Raw genomic sequence first — 17,481 nt, 5'->3', positions numbered from 1 at the left:
GAGGATTCGGTGTGCTGACAGGTCGTGGCAGCGATTTACAGTAGAGTCAGGCCTTGCCGTTACAGCTTGACGGCAGAGTCGGGGGGCCGGTGACGCAGGCCACAGGCAAACAGCCCCGGGCTCTTAGCTCGGTCGATAAACGCGCACATTGGCATGCCCCTCACTGAGCAAATGGTGGGCATGCAGGCGACTCATCACGCCTTTGTCGCAATACAGCAGGTACTGACGGCTGTCATCCAGTTCCTTGAAACGCGCGTTCAATGCGTAGAACGGCAGCGTTTGTACGTCGACGCCAGGAATTTCCAGCGGCTCATCTTCAGCGGCATCCGGGTGACGGATGTCGACAACAATCTGGCCGGCCAGGGCTTCACTGACTTCTTCGATCTGCACATCCTGGCCCAGTTCGTCGATAACACGATCGATCGGGACCAGCTTGGCGTTCTGAAGCGCACGCTCCAGAATCGCCATATCAAACTGTTGTTCTTCGTACTCCACGCGGTTGCGCTTGGCGTGGGTCTTGGGATTCACCGAGATGACCCCGCAGTATTCAGGCATATGCTTGGCGAAGTCGGCGGTGCCGATTTCTTCTGCCAAATCGATGATGTCCTGCTTGTGGCTGGCGATCAGTGGGCGCAACACCAGCTTCTCGGTCACGCAGTCGATCAGCGACAGGTTCGGCAACGTCTGGCTGGAAACCTGGGAAATCGCTTCGCCGGTCACCAGGGCGTCGATCTGCAACTGATCGGCAATCCGAGACGCAGCGCGCAACATCATACGCTTCAATACTACGCCCATATGACTGTTATCGACTTTACCGAGAATTTCGCCCAGCACTTCCTCAAACGGTACGCTCACAAATAGCACGCGTTGGGAGCTGCCGTACTTCTTCCAGATAAAGTGCGCGACTTCCATCACGCCCAATTCGTGTGCACGCCCACCCAGATTAAAGAAGCAGAAGTGGCTCATCAGGCCGCGGCGCATGATCTGGTAGGCCGCGACCGTGGAATCGAAACCGCCGGACATCAATACCAGGGTCTGTTCCAGGGCGCCCAACGGGTAGCCGCCGATGCTGTCGTGCTGGCTGTGAATCACAAACAACCGTTGGTCGCGAATTTCCATGCGCACTTCAATTTGTGGCGCTTTTAAGGAAATTCCGGCGGCGCCGCACTCGCGACGCAGCTTGCTGCCGACGTATTTCTCGACGTCCATGGAGCTGAATGGGTGCTTGCCGGCACGCTTGCAGCGTACCGAAAAAATCTTGCCTTCAAGGCTGTCACCGAAGTGCCGTTTGCATTTTTCGGTGATGTCATCGAAGTCGCCCAGCGGGTACTCATCCACCTGGAGGAAATGCGCGATACCCGGCATGCAGCTCAGGCGCTCGGTCATGTCCTTCAAGGCTTTGGCGTCGGTGAGGCGGGTTTCCAGCTCGAGGTTGTCCCACACACCGTTCACCACCACAGCCGGGTCCAGATCGCGGAGCACGGCACGGATGTTCTTGGCCAACTGACGGATGAAACGCATCCGTACCGGTCGGCTCTTGATGGTGATCTCGGGGAAGACTTTAACGATTAATTTCATGGAAACAGCGCGCGCAGGGCCTGCCGAAAAAGGGGGGCGCGGATTATAGCGGAAATCGCTCAAGGTTTAACCAGTTAATATGCACATCACTCGACTCGCACTAAAGCAGTGCATTTGCACGCGTCAGCGCCACATTGCAGTGCGCGAATTTCGCGCTTTTGTCGCAATGCACCTTTATAGGGGCGTTTTTGGAGCAAAAAACCCATGTTGGCGCACTGGCATGCAATTTGCTCTCTTGTGAGGCAGGTTGCCATGGCGGACTATCCGCGCCGGCATCACCCACATTCTAAGGGCTAACTCCACTACCCCAGCCCGAAGCCACCCGGAGGACACTATGTCGAAGTCGGTTCAACTCATCAAAGATCATGACGTTAAATGGATTGATCTGCGCTTCACGGACACCAAAGGCACTCAGCACCACGTGACCATGCCGGCTCGCGATGCGCTGGATGATGCGTTCTTCGAAGAAGGCAAAATGTTCGACGGTTCCTCCATCGCTGGCTGGAAAGGCATCGAAGCCTCCGACATGATCCTGATGCCGGACGACAGCACTGCCGTGCTGGACCCGTTCACCGAAGAAGCCACCCTGATCCTGGTGTGCGACGTGATCGAGCCTTCGACCATGCAAGGCTACGACCGCGACCCACGTGCGATCGCCAAGCGTGCCGAGGAATACCTGAAGTCGACCGGTATCGGTGACACCGTATTCGTAGGCCCAGAGCCAGAATTCTTCATCTTTGACCAAGTGAAGTTCAAGTCCGACATCTCCGGCTCCATGTTCAAGATCTACTCTGAACAAGGTTCGTGGATGTCCGATCAGGACGTGGAAGGCGGCAACCATGGCCACCGTCCAGGCATCAAAGGTGGTTACTTCCCAGTTCCGCCGTTCGACCACGACCACGAAATCCGTACCTCCATGTGCAACGCCATGGAAGACATGGGCCTGGTCATCGAAGTTCACCACCACGAAGTGGCGACTGCCGGCCAGAACGAAATCGGTGTGAAGTTCAACACCCTGGTTGCCAAGGCTGACGAAGTTCAGACCCTGAAGTACTGCGTACACAACACTGCCGTTGCCTACGGCCGTACCGCGACCTTCATGCCTAAGCCTCTGTACGGCGATAACGGTTCGGGTATGCACGTTCACCTGTCCATCGCCAAAGATGGCAAGAACACTTTCGCTGGCGAAGGTTATGCCGGCCTGTCCGACACCGCCCTGTACTTCATCGGCGGCATCATCAAGCACGGTAAGGCCCTGAACGGCTTCACCAACCCTTCGACCAACTCCTACAAGCGTCTGGTCCCAGGTTTCGAAGCTCCGGTAATGCTGGCCTACTCGGCGCGCAACCGTTCCGCTTCGATCCGTATTCCTTACGTCTCCAGCCCACGCGCTCGCCGTATCGAAGCTCGCTTCCCGGATCCAGCAGCCAACCCTTACCTGGCCTTCGCAGCTCTGGTTATGGCCGGCCTGGACGGTATCCAGAACAAGATCCACCCTGGCGACGCTGCCGACAAAAACTTGTACGACCTGCCGCCTGAAGAGGCCAAAGAGATCCCACAAGTGTGCGGCAGCCTGAAAGAAGCCCTGGAAGAGCTGGACAAGGGCCGTGCGTTCCTGACCAAAGGCGGCGTATTCAGCGACGACTTCATCGACGCTTACATCGGCCTGAAAAGCGAAGAAGAAATCAAGGTTCGTACCTTCGTACACCCACTGGAATACGAGCTGTACTACAGCTGCTGATCCGGTAGCGCTGCTTAAAGTAGCGTGACAAAAAAGACCTCCTTCGGGAGGTCTTTTTTTGCCCGTGAATTACACAGTTCCACACCTGCAAACTTAATCAAAAAGGTGGGAGGGAGCTTGCTCCCGATAGCGGTGGGTCAGCTGATACAGGTGCTGACTGACACTCTGCTATCGGGGGGCAAGCCCCCTCCCACAAGGAGATCAGCATTGAAACGTCGACTTGTGTTCGCTCTGTTATTCGTCAGCGCCAGTGCATTCGCTGCACCGCCGACACTGGAGCCATTGCTCAACAGCATCGCCGAACGCCTGACCATTGCCGACCAGGTGGCCCTGAGCAAATGGGACAGCAAAAAACCGGTAGAAGACAAAAAGCGCGAGCAAGATGTGCTCGCCAGCGTCATTGCCCAGGCACCGAGCTACAAACTGGAGCCCGCCGCCGCCGAGCAATTTTTCTCGGCGCAGATCGAGGCAAACAAGCTGGTGCAGTACACCCACCTGTCCGACTGGCAGTTCCAGGGCAAGGCACCCGACGACCCGCGCCCGGACCTGGTAAAGCAGATTCGCCCGCAACTGGATCAATTGCAAAAACGCCTGCTGCAACAACTGGCGGACTTCACTCCACAACGTACCGACCCGCAGTGCCCTCAATGGCTGGCCGAAGCGGTACATGAGCCGCTGAACGACCCACTGCGGCAATTGGCGATGATCCGCGCTACGGCCGAGCTGTGTATCTACAAAGACTAAAACTGTAACCCCGATCCAAAAATGTGGGAGAGGGGCAACCCCTCCCACATTTGATTTATATGATTTCGGCACTTCCTGAACAACCTTCACAAAACCGCACTATATTGGTGCGACATCCTGCACCCGCCCCAACGACTAACACCATTTTGGTTCGAAACTTCCCGTTCAAGCTGGCAGAACGCCACAGTTTCGGGCCCTAACCCCCCATTTCAGGGCTTTCGCGCTTCTTTTCGGAGCCTTGGTTTGGTTTTTGCATTTTCCTTGTATCAGCGTGTGCCTCAAGCCCGCGCCTTGCTCCAAAAGAGGTCCTGATGACCATCAGCGATGCACTGCACCGTTTGCTACTCGACAACCTGACCACCGCGACCATCCTGCTCAATGACGACTTGCGTCTTGAGTACATGAACCCGGCGGCGGAGATGCTTCTGGCCATCAGTGGCCAGCGCAGCCATGGGCAGTTCATCAGCGAGCTGTTCACCGAGTCGGCCGAAGCCTTGAGCTCGTTACGCCAGGCGGTGGAGCAGGCGCATCCATTCACCAAGCGTGAAGCGATGCTCACGGCCCTTACCGGGCAGACATTGACCGTCGACTACGCTGTGACCCCGATCCTGAGCAACGGCGCGACCCTGCTGCTGCTTGAAGTACATCCCCGTGACCGCCTGCTGCGCATCACCAAAGAAGAAGCGCAGTTGTCCAAGCAAGAAACCAGCAAGATGCTGGTACGTGGCCTCGCCCATGAGATCAAGAACCCGTTGGGCGGCATCCGTGGCGCAGCGCAGTTGCTGGCCCGCGAGTTACCGGACGAGAACCTCAAGGACTACACCAACGTCATCATCGAAGAAGCCGACCGCCTGCGTAACTTGGTGGACCGCATGCTCGGCTCCAACAAGCTGCCGTCCCTTGCGATGACCAACGTGCACGAAGTACTTGAGCGCGTCTGTCATCTGGTAGAGGCGGAAAGCCAGGGCTGCATCACCTTGGTGCGCGACTACGACCCGAGCATTCCCGACGTGTTGATCGACCGCGAACAGATGATCCAAGCGGTGCTCAACATCGTGCGCAACGCCATGCAGGCCATCAGCAGCCAGAACGAATTGCGCCTGGGCCGCATCAGCCTGCGCACCCGCGCACTGCGCCAGTTCACCATCGGCCATGTGCGCCATCGCCTGGTGACCAAGGTCGAGATCATCGACAACGGCCCAGGCATTCCTGCGGAACTTCAGGAAACTATCTTCTTTCCCATGGTCAGCGGCCGCCCGGACGGTACCGGGCTGGGCCTGGCCATCACCCAGAACATCATCAGCCAGCACCAGGGTCTGATCGAATGTGAGAGCCATCCCGGCCACACCACGTTCTCGATCTTTCTGCCTCTGGAACAAGGAGCCCCATCGACATGAGCCGTAGTGAAACTGTCTGGATCGTCGATGACGACCGTTCTATCCGCTGGGTCCTTGAGAAAGCCTTGCAACAGGAAGGCATGACCACCCAGAGCTTCGACAGCGCCGACGGGGTGATGAGCCGCCTGGCACGCCAGCAGCCCGACGTGATTATTTCTGACATCCGCATGCCAGGCGCCAGTGGCCTGGACCTGCTGGCACGCATCCGCGAGCAGCACCCGCGCCTGCCGGTGATCATCATGACTGCGCACTCCGACCTGGACAGCGCTGTCGCGTCTTACCAGGGCGGCGCATTCGAATACCTGCCCAAGCCGTTTGACGTGGACGAGGCTGTGGCGCTGGTCAAGCGCGCCAACCAGCACGCCCAGGAACAACAGAATCAGGAAGCCCCGCCGGCCCTGACCCGCACCCCGGAAATCATCGGTGAAGCGCCGGCGATGCAGGAAGTGTTTCGCGCCATCGGGCGCTTGAGCCACTCCAACATCACCGTGCTGATCAACGGCGAGTCGGGTACCGGTAAAGAGCTGGTAGCCCACGCTCTGCACCGTCACAGCCCACGGGCAGCGTCGCCGTTTATTGCACTGAACATGGCAGCGATCCCCAAGGACTTGATGGAGTCCGAGTTGTTCGGCCATGAGAAAGGCGCGTTCACCGGCGCCGCCAACCTGCGTCGCGGACGCTTTGAACAGGCGGATGGTGGCACGCTGTTCCTCGATGAGATCGGCGATATGCCGGCCGACACCCAGACTCGCCTGCTGCGCGTACTGGCGGACGGCGAGTTCTACCGCGTGGGCGGTCACACACCGGTCAAGGTTGATGTGCGCATCATCGCCGCGACTCACCAGAACCTGGAAACCCTGGTGCATGCGGGCAAGTTCCGTGAGGACTTGTTCCATCGCCTCAACGTGATTCGCATCCACATCCCCCGCATGTCGGACCGCCGCGAAGATATCCCCACCCTCGCCCGCCACTTCCTCAGCCGCGCCGCCCTGGAGCTGGCGGTCGAGCCGAAGCTTTTGAAAAGCGAGACCGAGGAATACCTGAAGAACCTGCCATGGCCAGGCAACGTGCGCCAGCTGGAGAACACCTGCCGCTGGATCACGGTGATGGCGTCCGGGCGCGAAGTGCATATCGGCGACCTGCCGCCGGAGCTTTTGAGCCTGCCGCAGGATTCGGCACCAGTGACCAACTGGGAGCAGGCGCTGCGTCAATGGGCCGACCAGGCACTGGCACGGGGCCAGTCGAACCTGCTGGACAGCGCCGTACCAGCGTTCGAGCGGATCATGATCGAGACCGCCCTCAAGCACACCGCCGGCCGCCGGCGCGATGCTGCGGTGTTGCTGGGCTGGGGTCGCAATACCCTGACGCGCAAGATCAAGGAGCTGGGCATGAAAGTGGACGGTGGTGACGACGATGAGGGCGACGACGCCTGAATCTCGAATCCACTGAGGTCTAATGTGGGAGGGGGCTTGCTCCCGATAGCAGTAGGTCAGTCACAACGTCTGTGCCTGATACACCGCCATCGGGAGCAAGCCCCCTCCCACATTTAGACCTCCACACGGACTCAGAACCGTGCACCGCTTCAATGCACCCTGTTCTAGCATCGCGCACACGTTCCACGCCCGAACCAACCGTTTTGTTAAGAGAATGCTGAATTCCGAAAACACCAAAGCCCCGTAATCCGGGGCTTTGCGCTTTTTGAAGAGTTTTTTTGGCACAACTTAGCCACTCTGGCACGCGCCCTGCAATAACCCAAGTACAACCCAGTTTCGGGGACCTTGGTACAGGCAGGCCGAGAATCCCCTCTTTACACCCGGGGTGCTTGATGCGAACCGCGTCGCGCTCCACACCGCTTTGGGGAACCTCGGTACAGGCAGGCCGGGGACTCCCTCTTTAACACCGAAGCCTTGATGGCTTCACCCCGTTTTGGGAGCCCTGGTACAGGCAGGCCGGGAACTCCCTTCTTTACACCGGGGCTTATGTGGCACAGCGCCCATAGCCCCAGCCCGTTTTGGGGACCTTGGTACAGGCAGGCCGGGGATTCCCTCTTTTATTGCTCCTGGAGATGGATCTCCAACCGCCAGCGGTCATCGACCTCTTCTCCCCTCCACTCCCCGCGCAACGGCCGAGCCGCGACCAGGTTCAGCAGCAGGCCGCCATCGGTCTTGCGCACGCGCCAGTTCACGTCCTTGTCGTTGACCTTAAGTTGCCCGGTGCTGGCCTTGCCTTGGGCATCAAACAGCAACGCCACGGTGCCATCGATATGCTCGCCGTGCAGCTTGGGTTCGCTGTTGAACCACACCACTACGCCATCCGTGGTCGTCTCTACCTGTTGCAGTTCGACCGGGTCCGCTGTGGTCAGCCGGCCAATCATCAGGCCCACCATCAAGCCGACAATCGCCAGCGAGCCCATGACCCTTGGCAATAGCTTCGGTCTTGGGTCTTCTTCAGGGGTAGAATGCAGCGCATCTTTGCCTTCGGAGCCGTGCATGTTTCACGTCATCCTTTTTCAACCAGAAATTCCGCCGAATACCGGCAACGTTATCAGGCTGTGCGCCAACAGTGGCTGCCACCTGCATTTGATCGAGCCCCTGGGCTTCGACATGGACGACAAGCGTCTGCGCCGTGCCGGGCTGGACTACCACGAGTACGCCACGCTCCAGCGCCACGCCGACTTGGCCAGCTGCCTGGAAAGCCTGGGGCATCCGCGCTTGTTCGCGTTCACCACCAAGGGTTCGCGACCGTTCCATGATGCCAGTTTTGCTGAGGGCGATGCCTTCCTGTTCGGCCCGGAGAGCCGTGGCCTGCCGGCCGAAGTGCTCGACGCCCTGCCCGATGGGCATCGCCTTCGCCTGCCAATGCGCGAAGGCTGCCGCAGCCTGAACCTGTCCAACACCGTAGCCGTTGCCGTGTACGAAGGTTGGCGCCAACTCGGTTTCAAATAACACACCAAACAAAATGTGGGAGGGGGCTTGCCCCCGATGGCGGAGTGTCAGTCGACATGTATCTGACTGATCCACCGCTATCGGGAGCAAGCCCCCTCCCACATTGGGTTCTGCGTCGGGCTCGAGATTACTGAACCGTCGGTGCGCCTTCCTGTTGCATGCGCTGCAGCTCTTGAGCGTACAGGGCATCGAAGTTCACCGGAGCCAGCATCAGCGCAGGGAACGAACCACGGGTGACCAGGCTGTCCAAGGTCTCACGGGCATACGGGAACAGGATGTTCGGGCAGAACGCGCCCAGGGTGTGGCTCATGGACGCTTCGTCCAGGCCCTGGATCAGGAAGATACCGGCCTGTTGCACTTCAGCAATGAAGGCCACTTCTTCACCGTTCTTGACGGTGACCGACAGGGTCAGCACAACTTCGTGGAAGTCGCCTTCCAGTGCCTTTTGACGGGTGTTCAGGTCCAGCGCAACGCTTGGGGTCCACTCCTGGCGGAAGATGGCCGGGCTTTTCGGCGCTTCGAACGACAGGTCACGCACGTAGATACGCTGCAGCGAGAACTGTGGGCCTTGAGCTTCTGCTGCTTCGGTGTTCTGTTGGTCAGTCATCGCAGATCCTTCTTGATCTTGGGGTCTTTTAGGGTTTAGGAGTCAGACGAGCAGCAGCGCATCGAGTTTACCGGCGCGCTCCAGGGCAAACAGGTCGTCGCAGCCACCGATGTGTTTGGCGCCGATCCAGATCTGCGGCACAGACGTGCGTCCCGCCTTCTGGGCCATTTCGGCGCGCACCTGGGGCTTGCCGTCGACCTTGATCTCTTCGAAGGCAACGCCCTTCTTATCCAGCAGAGCCTTGGCTCGCATGCAATAAGGGCAATAATCGCTGGAGTAGACGACAACCTGGCTCATATCACTTCACCAGCGGCAGGTTATCGGCGCGCCAGCTGCTGATGCCACCGGACAGCTTGGCCGCGGTGAAACCGGTCTTGAGCATTTCGCGGGCGTGAGTGCCGGCGTGCTGGCCTTGGGCGTCGACCAGGATGATGGTCTTGGCCTTGTGTTTTTCCAGCTCGGCCAGGCGCGCGATCAGCTTGTCCTGTGGAATGTTCAGTGCACCGACGATATGGCCGGCAGCGAATTCCTTGGCTGGGCGGATATCCACCACAATGGCCTCATCCTTGTTGACCAGCGCGGTCAGCTCCGACGTGCTCAGGCTGCGACCACCACGGCTCAATTCGTGAGCGATCAGCAGCGCCAGCAGGATGACGAAGGCACCCACGAGCAGATAGTGGGCAGTGGCAAATGCAATCAGGTGATCAACCATCAAGGAGGTTCCAGGGCGTTAAAATGGCGGTAAGTATACACAGCCGTCAGGGGGGGCCAACCCCCGTAAAGCGGTGACGTGGTCGGAACTTCGCTTTAAACTGCCACTCCCTTTTCAATTGCCTTCCTTTATTACCGCCGCGAGAGGATCTATGACTACTACGCCTAAACCTTTGGTCCTGATAATTCTCGATGGCTTCGGACACAGTGAAAGCCACCACGACAACGCGGTATACGCGGCCAAGAAGCCTGTACTGGACCGCTTGACCGCCAGCGTCCCCAACGGCCTGATCTCCGGCTCGGGCATGGACGTGGGCCTGCCCGACGGGCAAATGGGCAACTCGGAAGTCGGCCATATGAACCTCGGCGCCGGACGAGTGGTATATCAAGACTTCACACGAGTGACCAAAGCGATCCGCGACGGCGAGTTCTTCGAGAACCCGACCATCTGCGCAGCGGTAGATAAAGCAGTAGCCGACGGCAAGGCCGTGCACTTCATGGGCCTATTGTCCGACGGCGGTGTACACAGCCACCAAGACCATCTGGTTGCCATGGCCGAACTGGCCTTCAAGCGCGGCGCCGAGAAGATCTACCTGCACGCCTTCCTCGACGGTCGCGACACCCCGCCAAAAAGCGCGCAATCGTCCATCGAGCTGCTGGACGCCACATTCGCCGCCCTGGGCAAGGGCCGCATTGCAAGCATCGTGGGCCGTTACTTCGCCATGGATCGTGACAACCGTTGGGACCGAGTGTCCCAAGCCTACAACCTGATCGTCGACGGTCAGGCCGAATTCAACGCCGCCACTGCCCAAGAAGGCCTGGAAGCCGCCTACGTCCGTGGCGAAAGCGATGAGTTCGTCAAGGCCACTACCATCGGCGAGCCGGTAAAAGTCGAAGACGGCGACGCCGTGGTGTTCATGAACTTCCGCGCCGACCGCGCCCGCGAGTTGAGCCGCGTGTTCGTCGAAGACGGCTTCAGCGAGTTCGAACGCGCCCGCCAGCCAAAAGTGCACTACGTCGGCCTGACCCAATACGCCGCGAGCATCCCGGCCCCCGCCGCCTTTGCTCCGGGCAGCCTTGACAACGTGCTCGGCGATTACCTGGCGAAAAACGGCAAGACCCAACTGCGCATTGCCGAAACTGAAAAATACGCCCACGTGACCTTCTTCTTCTCCGGCGGCCGTGAAGAACCGTTCCCAGGCGAAGAGCGCATCCTGATCCCGTCGCCAAAAGTCGCCACCTACGACCTGCAGCCGGAAATGAGCGCGCCGGAAGTCACCGACAAAATCGTCGACGCCATCGACCACCAGCGTTACGACGTGATCGTGGTCAACTACGCCAACGGCGACATGGTTGGCCACAGCGGCAACCTGGAAGCCGCGACCAAGGCCGTGGAATGCCTGGACTTGTGCGTCGGTCGCATCGTCGACGCCCTGGAAAAAGTCGGCGGCGAAGCGCTGATCACAGCCGACCACGGCAATTGCGAGCAGATGTCCGACGAGTCCACCGGCCAGGCACACACCGCTCACACCACTGAGCCAGTGCCGTTCATCTACGTGGGCAAGCGCGACTTCAAAGTGCGTGACGGCGGGGTATTGGCGGATGTGGCGCCAACCATGCTGATGCTGATGGGGCTGGAGAAGCCAGCGGAGATGACCGGGACCTCGATTCTGGTTTGATTTCAACCACACCACTGAACAGTGTGGGAGGGGGCTTGCCCCCGATAGCAATGGGTCAGCCAACACATATTCAGCTGACACACTGCAATCGGGGGGCAAACCCTTCCCACATTGGATCTCCCGTGTTTGGAAGATGTCTTTTTGCCATACCACCGCCACTCGGCGCCTATCTTGCCCGCCAGCCCCAATTGGGCGTTTTTTTTGCAGCGCTTGGCGGGCATACTAGGCCGTCCCTTTCCCTGGTGTCGCCCGCCTCTATGCTTCGCGCCTTGATTACCCTTGCTTTTGTCTGCCTGCTCCAACCGGCGTTTGCCGATGAGCGCGCACAAACCCAACAACAGTTGGACGCTACGCGTCAGGACATTACCGAGCTGAAAAAACTGCTCGGCAAGCTCCAGGAAGAAAAATCCGGGGTGCAGAAAGACCTGCGCGGCACGGAAACCGAAATGGGCAAGCTAGAGAAGCAAGTCCAGGAGCTGCAAAAAGAATTAAAGAAGAGCGAGTCGGAACTGGAGCGACTCGACGCTGAGAAAAAAAAACTCCAGAGCGCACGCGTTGAACAGCAACGTCTGATCGCGATCCAGGCCCGCGCCGCCTACCAGAGTGGCCGCCAGGAATACCTCAAGCTGCTGCTCAACCAGCAGAACCCTGAGAAATTCGCGCGCACCCTGACCTACTACGACTACCTGAGCAAAGCCCGCCTGGAGCAATTGAAAAGCTTCAACGAGACTCTGCGCCAGTTGGTCAACGTCGAACAGGAAATCGCCAACCAGCAGTCGCAGTTGGAAGACCAGAAAAGCGCCCTCGACACCCAGCGCGATGAGCTGGACAAGGTCCGCAAGGAGCGCCAGCTGGCCCTGGCCAAGCTCAATGACGACGTGAAAGCCCGCGACGCCAAGCTCCAGGCCCGCGAGCAAGACCAAGCCGACCTGGCCAAAGTGCTCAAGACCATCGAAGAAACCCTGGCGCGCCAGGCACGTGAGGCCGAAGAAGCGCGCCAGAAAGCGCTGATCGCCCAGCAGGAAGCCGAAAAAAAGCGTCAGCGTGAGGCCGAACTGGCAGCCACCACTGACGCTCCGGCGCCACGTAAACCGGCACATGCAGCGCCTGGCCCGTTGGTTTCCAGCGCCGGCGAGTCTTTCGGCGGCCCTTTTGCTTCAGCGCGAGGAAAACTTCCATGGCCTGTTGATGGTCGACTACTGGCACGCTTCGGTGAAACCCGTGGCGACGACACCCGCGCCAAGTGGGATGGGGTGATGATCAGCGCCTCCGCCGGCAGCCAGGTCCACGCCGTTCACGGCGGGCGCGTGGTGTTTGCCGATTGGCTGCGGGGCGCCGGTTTGTTGGTGATTCTTGACCACGGTAATGGCTATTTGAGCCTTTACGGCCACAATCAGACGTTACTCAAGTCGGCAGGTGATGTTGTAAAAGCCGGTGAATCCATCTCCACTGTCGGTAACAGTGGTGGCCAGGACACCCCGGCGCTGTACTTCGCTATTCGTCAGCAGGGTCGCCCGAGCGATCCCGCACAATGGTGCCGTTCCCAAGGATAGGGCCGCATCTACATTAGGAGTTCGTTCGACATGCTGCATTTGTCCCGCCTCACTTCGCTGGCCCTGACGATCGCATTGGTGATCGGCGCGCCTCTGGCTTTCGCCGACCAGGCCGCTCCGGCTGCACCTGCTGCCACGGCCGCGACCACCAAGGCCCCGTTGCCGCTGGACGAGTTGCGCACCTTTGCCGAGGTCATGGACCGCATCAAGGCAGCCTATGTCGAACCCGTAGACGACAAGACTCTGCTGGAGAATGCCATCAAGGGCATGCTCAGCAACCTCGACCCGCACTCCGCCTATCTGGGCCCTGAAGATTTCGCTGAACTGCAGGAAAGCACCAGCGGTGAATTCGGTGGCCTGGGCATTGAAGTCGGCGCCGAAGACGGCAACATCAAGGTGGTGTCACCCATCGACGACACCCCGGCGTCCAAGGCCGGCATCCAGGCGGGTGACTTTATCGTCAAGATCAACGGCCAGCCGACCCGTGGCCAGACCATGACCGAAGCCGTGGACAAGATGCGCGGCAAGATCGGCCAGAAAATCACCCTGACCCTGGTACGCGACGGTGGCAACCCGTTCGACGTGACACTCACCCGCGCGACCATCGTGGTCAAGAGCGTGAAGAGTCAGCTGCTGGAGTCGGGCTACGGTTACATCCGCATCACCCAATTCCAGGTCAAGACCGGCGACGAAGTGGCCAAGGCACTGGCCAAGTTGCGCAAGGACAACGGCAAGAAACTCAGCGGCATCGTGCTCGACCTGCGCAACAACCCAGGCGGCGTGCTGCAGTCGGCGGTGGAAGTGGTCGACCACTTCATTACCAAAGGCCTGATCGTCTACACCAAGGGCCGTATCGCCAACTCCGAGCTGCGCTTCTCGGCCACCGGCAACGACCTCAGCGAGAACGTGCCACTGGCCGTGCTGATCAACGGCGGCAGCGCCTCGGCTTCGGAAATCGTCGCTGGCGCCCTGCAGGACCAGAAACGCGGCGTGCTGATGGGCACCACCAGCTTCGGCAAAGGCTCGGTGCAGACCGTGTTACCGCTGAACAACGATCGCGCATTGAAGATCACCACTGCGCTGTACTACACGCCGAACGGCCGCTCCATCCAGGCCCAGGGCATCGTGCCGGACATCGAAGTGCGCAAGGCCAAGATCACTAACGAGATCGACAGCGAGTACTACAAAGAGGCAGACCTGCAAGGTCACCTGGGCAATGGCAACGGCGGTGCCGACCAGCCGACCGGCAGCAGCAAGAAAGCCAAGCCGATGCCACAGGACGACGACTATCAACTGGCTCAGGCGCTGAGCCTGCTCAAGGGGCTGAGCATCACGCGCAGCCGTTGATATGCGATTTGCCCTGATCCTTGCTCTGCTGTGCAGCCTGGTGGGAGTCGCCCAAGCGACTCCCACAGGCGAACCTCACAAAGCCTATCTGACGCTGATCATCGACGACTTGGGGCAAAACCTGCCTCGGGATCGCCGCGTGCTGGCCCTGCCTGGGCCGGTGACCACCGCGATCATGCCCGACACCCCCCACGCTGCAGAATTCGCCCGCGAAGCCCACAAGGCCGGCAAGATCGTGATCCTGCACATGCCCATGGACCCGGCCACCGGCCCGTTCGCCTGGCACCCTGAGCTGCCTATCGAAGAACTCGCCAAACGCCTGGACGCCGCGTTCAACGCCGTGCCCTACACCGCCGGCATCAACAACCATATGGGCAGCCGCATGACGGCTCAACCTGCGGCAATGGCCTGGTTGATGGCCGAGCTGCAGCGGCGCAACAAGTTCTTTGTCGACAGCCGTACCAGCGCGCAGACAGTGGCAGCCGCCGAGGCACAGAAGATCGGTCTGGCGAGTGTTTCGCGGGACGTGTTCCTGGACGACGAACGCACCGAAGCGGCGATCACCACACAGCTGCAAACCGCGATCAAGCTGGCCCACAAACAAGGCTCGGCCGTGATGATCGGCCACCCTTACCCACAAACCCTGGCAGTGCTGGAGCGCGAGCTGCCCAAGCTCAAGGCCCAGGGCATCGAGTGGATTGATATTAAGCTGATGATCAGCGTGCGCAGCAATCAAGCCATGGCTGGGCACGGGAAGGACGGGGTTTACCGCTAGAAACGCCGCAACGATCCCCAGTAAGAGCTGGCAAGCCAGCGCCTACAGAATTTCGGGTCTTTTACAGATACTTCGCCGTGATCTCGTCGACGACGCCGTCTTTACGCAACTGGTCCAGCGCGGCCTGAAGCTTGTCTACCAAGTCGTCCGGCACATCCTTGTTCAACGCGAGGTAGAGCTGGGCGCTGTTGAATCGCAGCACGGTCTTGAGCCCGGTCACCCCAACTTGGCGTGCCAGGTAACGCCCGGCCGGGTCACCGGTAGCCCACAAGTCGATCTGGCCATCCACGAGCTTTTGCGCATTGTCCTGGTCACGCAGCACTACGATCGGGTTGAGGCCCTGTTTCTCCAGGGTCTCGGCGATGGCATCGCCTTTATAGGCGCCGATCTTGTAGCGCCGCGCTTGCTCAAGTTCGGCAAGCTGGATCTTGCTGTCCGACTTGGCCAGCAGCACCCAATCATCCGGGCCAATGGGGCCGACCCACTTGAACAGCGCTTCGCGAGCCGGCAAACGTGCCATTACGAATACGCCATAGCCGGGTTTTTCCAGGGCGAGCTTGTAGATTCGCTCCCAAGGAAAACGCAGGGTGAGGTTGTAGGAAATGCCCGCACGCTTGAAGGTTTCGCGCACGATATCCACGGCGATGCCTTCGATGTTTTCTTCCTTGGCGAAGTTCTTGCCGTTTTTCGCCATGTTGTACGGCGGGAAGTTTTCCGTCAGCAACACCAGGGAGGCGTCGGACGGTTCCTCGGCATGGGCCGAACCGACTAACAACAGGGACGAACTGGCGAGGGCAAGTAAGAGGGTCTTGAACATGAAGGCTACCGGAATCCATGGCAAGCGCAGAGAGTGCCGCGCGCCCGCCATGGTGTCCAGCAACGTTTAACGAACGACGATACCGCGCGCCGCCATATAGGCCTTGGCCTCAGGAACGGTGTATTCGCCAAAGTGGAAAATACTCGCCGCCAGCACTGCGCTGGCGTGGCCTTCGATCACGCCGTCGGCCAGATGCTGCAGGTTGCCGACGCCGCCGGAAGCGATCACCGGAATGCCCAGCGCGTCGCTGATGGCACGGGTCACGCCCAGGTCGAAGCCGTTTTTCATGCCGTCCTGGTCCATGCTGGTCAGCAGGATCTCACCAGCGCCCAGGCCTTCCATCTTCATCGCCCATTCCACCGCGTCCAGGCCAGTCGGCTTGCGACCGCCGTGGGTGAAGATCTCCCAGCGCGGGGTTTCGCCCGGGCCGGAGACTTTCTTGGCGTCGATAGCCACTACGATGCATTGCGAGCCGAAATGTTGCGCGGCTTCGCCGACGAACTCCGGGTTGAACACCGCTGCGGTGTTGATCGAGACCTTGTCCGCGCCAGCATTGAGCAGGTTGCGGATGTCTTGCACGGTGCGCACGCCGCCGCCCACGGTCAGCGGGATAAACACCTGGCTGGCCATGCGCTCGACGGTGTGCAGCGTGGTGTCGCGGCCATCAACGCTGGCGGTGATGTCGAGAAAAGTAATCTCATCGGCACCTTGCTCATCGTAGCGACGGGCAATTTCCACCGGATCGCCGGCATCACGGATGTTCTCGAACTTGACGCCCTTGACCACGCGACCATTGTCGACGTCCAGGCAAGGGATGATGCGTTTGGCCAGCGCCATGGTCAGTCCTCAGCCGTTGTAGGCATCGCAGTAAGCCTGGGCTTCGGCGACGTCCAGAGTACCTTCATAGATCGCGCGGCCGGTGATGGCGCCGATGATCCCTGGCGCCTTGGCGTCCAACAGCGACTTGATATCGCCCAGGTTGTGAATACCGCCGGAAGCAATCACCGGGATCTTCGTCGCCGCAGCCAGCGCGGCCGTGAACGGTACGTTGCAGCCCTGCATCATGCCGTCTTTGGCGATGTCGGTATAAACGATGGCGGACACGCCGTCAGCTTCGAACTGCTTGGCCAGGTCGATGACTTGTACGGTGCTGATTTCAGCCCAGCCGTCGGTGGCGACGAAGCCATCTTTAGCGTCCAGACCCACGATAACTTTGCCTGGGAACGCGCGGCAGGCTTCAGCAACGAAGGCCGGGTCTTTCACAGCCTTGGTGCCGATGATCACGTAGCTCACGCCAGCTTTGACGTAGTGCTCAATGGTTTCCAGGGAGCGGATACCGCCGCCGATCTGGATCGGCAGATTCGGGTAGCGCTTGGCGATGGCGGTAACCACCTCACCGTTGACCGGCTGGCCTTCGAAGGCGCCGTTCAAGTCCACCAGATGCAGACGACGGCAGCCCCCTTCTACCCATTTGGCAGCCATGCTCACCGGGTCATCGGAGAACACGGTGGAGTCTTCCATGCGGCCTTGGCGCAGACGTACGCAGGCGCCGTCCTTGAGATCGATAGCGGGGATAATCAGCATCTG

The 17,481-nt window shown here is 59.8% G+C and carries 17 protein-coding genes; 9 read left to right on the top strand and 8 right to left on the bottom strand.

The window, feature by feature from the left end:
* Positions 1 to 123 precede the first annotated feature (123 nt).
* A complete protein-coding gene (gene thiI, locus LRO94_RS02455; RefSeq protein WP_032890151.1) occupies positions 124 to 1,578 on the bottom strand; it encodes a tRNA uracil 4-sulfurtransferase ThiI in 1,455 nt (484 codons plus the stop codon).
* Between the two features lie 334 nt (positions 1,579 to 1,912).
* Between thiI and glnA the strand changes: the two genes are divergently transcribed.
* The 4 genes from glnA (at position 1,913) to ntrC (ending at position 6,893) form a co-directional block, all read left to right on the top strand.
* Positions 1,913 to 3,319 (top strand): type I glutamate--ammonia ligase, encoded by a 1,407-nt coding sequence (glnA, locus tag LRO94_RS02450; RefSeq protein ID WP_032890148.1) that lies wholly within the window; start codon positions 1,913 to 1,915, stop codon positions 3,317 to 3,319.
* A 207-nt stretch (positions 3,320 to 3,526) separates the two neighbouring features.
* Positions 3,527 to 4,063, top strand: coding sequence for a chorismate mutase (locus LRO94_RS02445; protein ID WP_099601994.1), 537 nt, complete (start codon positions 3,527 to 3,529; stop codon positions 4,061 to 4,063).
* 311 nt (positions 4,064 to 4,374) lie between these two features.
* Positions 4,375 to 5,460 carry a nitrogen regulation protein NR(II) gene (gene glnL, locus LRO94_RS02440; RefSeq protein WP_032890142.1) on the top strand — a complete coding sequence of 362 codons (1,086 nt, stop codon included), beginning with the start codon at positions 4,375 to 4,377 and terminating at the stop codon, positions 5,458 to 5,460.
* Positions 5,457 to 6,893, top strand: coding sequence for a nitrogen regulation protein NR(I) (ntrC, locus tag LRO94_RS02435; RefSeq protein ID WP_032890139.1), 1,437 nt, complete (start codon positions 5,457 to 5,459; stop codon positions 6,891 to 6,893). Before glnL ends, ntrC begins: the two co-directional genes overlap by 4 nt.
* 617 nt (positions 6,894 to 7,510) lie before the next feature.
* On the opposite strand, the gene LRO94_RS02430 is transcribed toward ntrC, so the two are convergent.
* Positions 7,511 to 7,951, bottom strand: coding sequence for a hypothetical protein (locus LRO94_RS02430; protein WP_179179648.1), 441 nt, complete (start codon positions 7,949 to 7,951; stop codon positions 7,511 to 7,513).
* Between LRO94_RS02430 and LRO94_RS02425 the strand changes: the two genes are divergently transcribed.
* Positions 7,950 to 8,405 carry a tRNA (cytidine(34)-2'-O)-methyltransferase gene (locus LRO94_RS02425; RefSeq protein ID WP_010563141.1) on the top strand — a complete coding sequence of 152 codons (456 nt, stop codon included), beginning with the start codon at positions 7,950 to 7,952 and terminating at the stop codon, positions 8,403 to 8,405. The two genes, LRO94_RS02430 and LRO94_RS02425, sit on opposite strands and share 2 nt — an antisense overlap.
* 127 nt (positions 8,406 to 8,532) lie before the next feature.
* On the opposite strand, the gene secB is transcribed toward LRO94_RS02425, so the two are convergent.
* From secB to LRO94_RS02410, 3 genes are read right to left on the bottom strand one after another with little or no spacing between them, the layout of a single operon-like run.
* Positions 8,533 to 9,012, bottom strand: a complete 480-nt coding sequence (gene secB / locus LRO94_RS02420) for a protein-export chaperone SecB (protein WP_014716520.1) — start codon at positions 9,010 to 9,012, stop codon at positions 8,533 to 8,535.
* 42 nt (positions 9,013 to 9,054) lie between these two features.
* The gene (grxC, locus tag LRO94_RS02415) at positions 9,055 to 9,309 is read right to left on the bottom strand and encodes a glutaredoxin 3 (protein ID WP_032890136.1); all 255 of its coding nucleotides are present in this window, start codon (positions 9,307 to 9,309) and stop codon (positions 9,055 to 9,057) included.
* A gap of 1 nt (position 9,310) precedes the next feature.
* On the bottom strand, positions 9,311 to 9,724 hold the full coding sequence (locus LRO94_RS02410) for a rhodanese-like domain-containing protein (RefSeq protein WP_032890134.1): 414 nt from the start codon (positions 9,722 to 9,724) through the stop codon (positions 9,311 to 9,313).
* Positions 9,725 to 9,875: 151 nt separating this feature from the next.
* Between LRO94_RS02410 and gpmI the strand changes: the two genes are divergently transcribed.
* The 4 genes from gpmI to LRO94_RS02390 all read left to right on the top strand — a co-directional run bounded on the left by gpmI (position 9,876) and on the right by LRO94_RS02390 (position 15,077).
* Entirely contained in the window at positions 9,876 to 11,402 is a 1,527-nt protein-coding gene (gpmI, locus tag LRO94_RS02405; RefSeq protein ID WP_179179649.1) for a 2,3-bisphosphoglycerate-independent phosphoglycerate mutase, read from the top strand.
* Positions 11,403 to 11,659: 257 nt separating this feature from the next.
* On the top strand, positions 11,660 to 12,955 hold the full coding sequence (locus LRO94_RS02400; protein ID WP_095186153.1) for a murein hydrolase activator EnvC family protein: 1,296 nt from the start codon (positions 11,660 to 11,662) through the stop codon (positions 12,953 to 12,955).
* A gap of 30 nt (positions 12,956 to 12,985) precedes the next feature.
* Positions 12,986 to 14,302 (top strand): S41 family peptidase, encoded by a 1,317-nt coding sequence (locus LRO94_RS02395; RefSeq protein WP_027605074.1) that lies wholly within the window; start codon positions 12,986 to 12,988, stop codon positions 14,300 to 14,302.
* A gap of 1 nt (position 14,303) precedes the next feature.
* Positions 14,304 to 15,077 carry a divergent polysaccharide deacetylase family protein gene (locus LRO94_RS02390; protein ID WP_099601993.1) on the top strand — a complete coding sequence of 258 codons (774 nt, stop codon included), beginning with the start codon at positions 14,304 to 14,306 and terminating at the stop codon, positions 15,075 to 15,077.
* 61 nt (positions 15,078 to 15,138) lie between these two features.
* Here the strand turns inward: LRO94_RS02390 and LRO94_RS02385 are convergent, their stop codons facing one another.
* From LRO94_RS02385 to hisA, 3 genes are all read right to left on the bottom strand, one after another.
* Entirely contained in the window at positions 15,139 to 15,894 is a 756-nt protein-coding gene (locus LRO94_RS02385) for a substrate-binding periplasmic protein (RefSeq protein WP_179179650.1), read from the bottom strand.
* A 66-nt stretch (positions 15,895 to 15,960) separates the two neighbouring features.
* Complete coding sequence (gene hisF, locus LRO94_RS02380; protein WP_003171107.1) at positions 15,961 to 16,731, bottom strand: imidazole glycerol phosphate synthase subunit HisF; 771 nt, start codon at positions 16,729 to 16,731, stop codon at positions 15,961 to 15,963.
* A 9-nt stretch (positions 16,732 to 16,740) separates the two neighbouring features.
* Positions 16,741 to 17,478, bottom strand: a complete 738-nt coding sequence (gene hisA, locus LRO94_RS02375) for a 1-(5-phosphoribosyl)-5-[(5-phosphoribosylamino)methylideneamino]imidazole-4-carboxamide isomerase (RefSeq protein WP_003187784.1) — start codon at positions 17,476 to 17,478, stop codon at positions 16,741 to 16,743.
* Between the last annotated feature and the right edge of the window lie 3 nt (positions 17,479 to 17,481).

The organism is Pseudomonas sivasensis, from assembly GCF_021391435.1.
Lineage (GTDB): Bacteria > Pseudomonadota > Gammaproteobacteria > Pseudomonadales > Pseudomonadaceae > Aquipseudomonas > Aquipseudomonas sivasensis.
The sequence above is the reverse complement of the archived record's forward strand: the minus strand, read 5'-3'. Positions and strand labels throughout refer to the sequence as shown.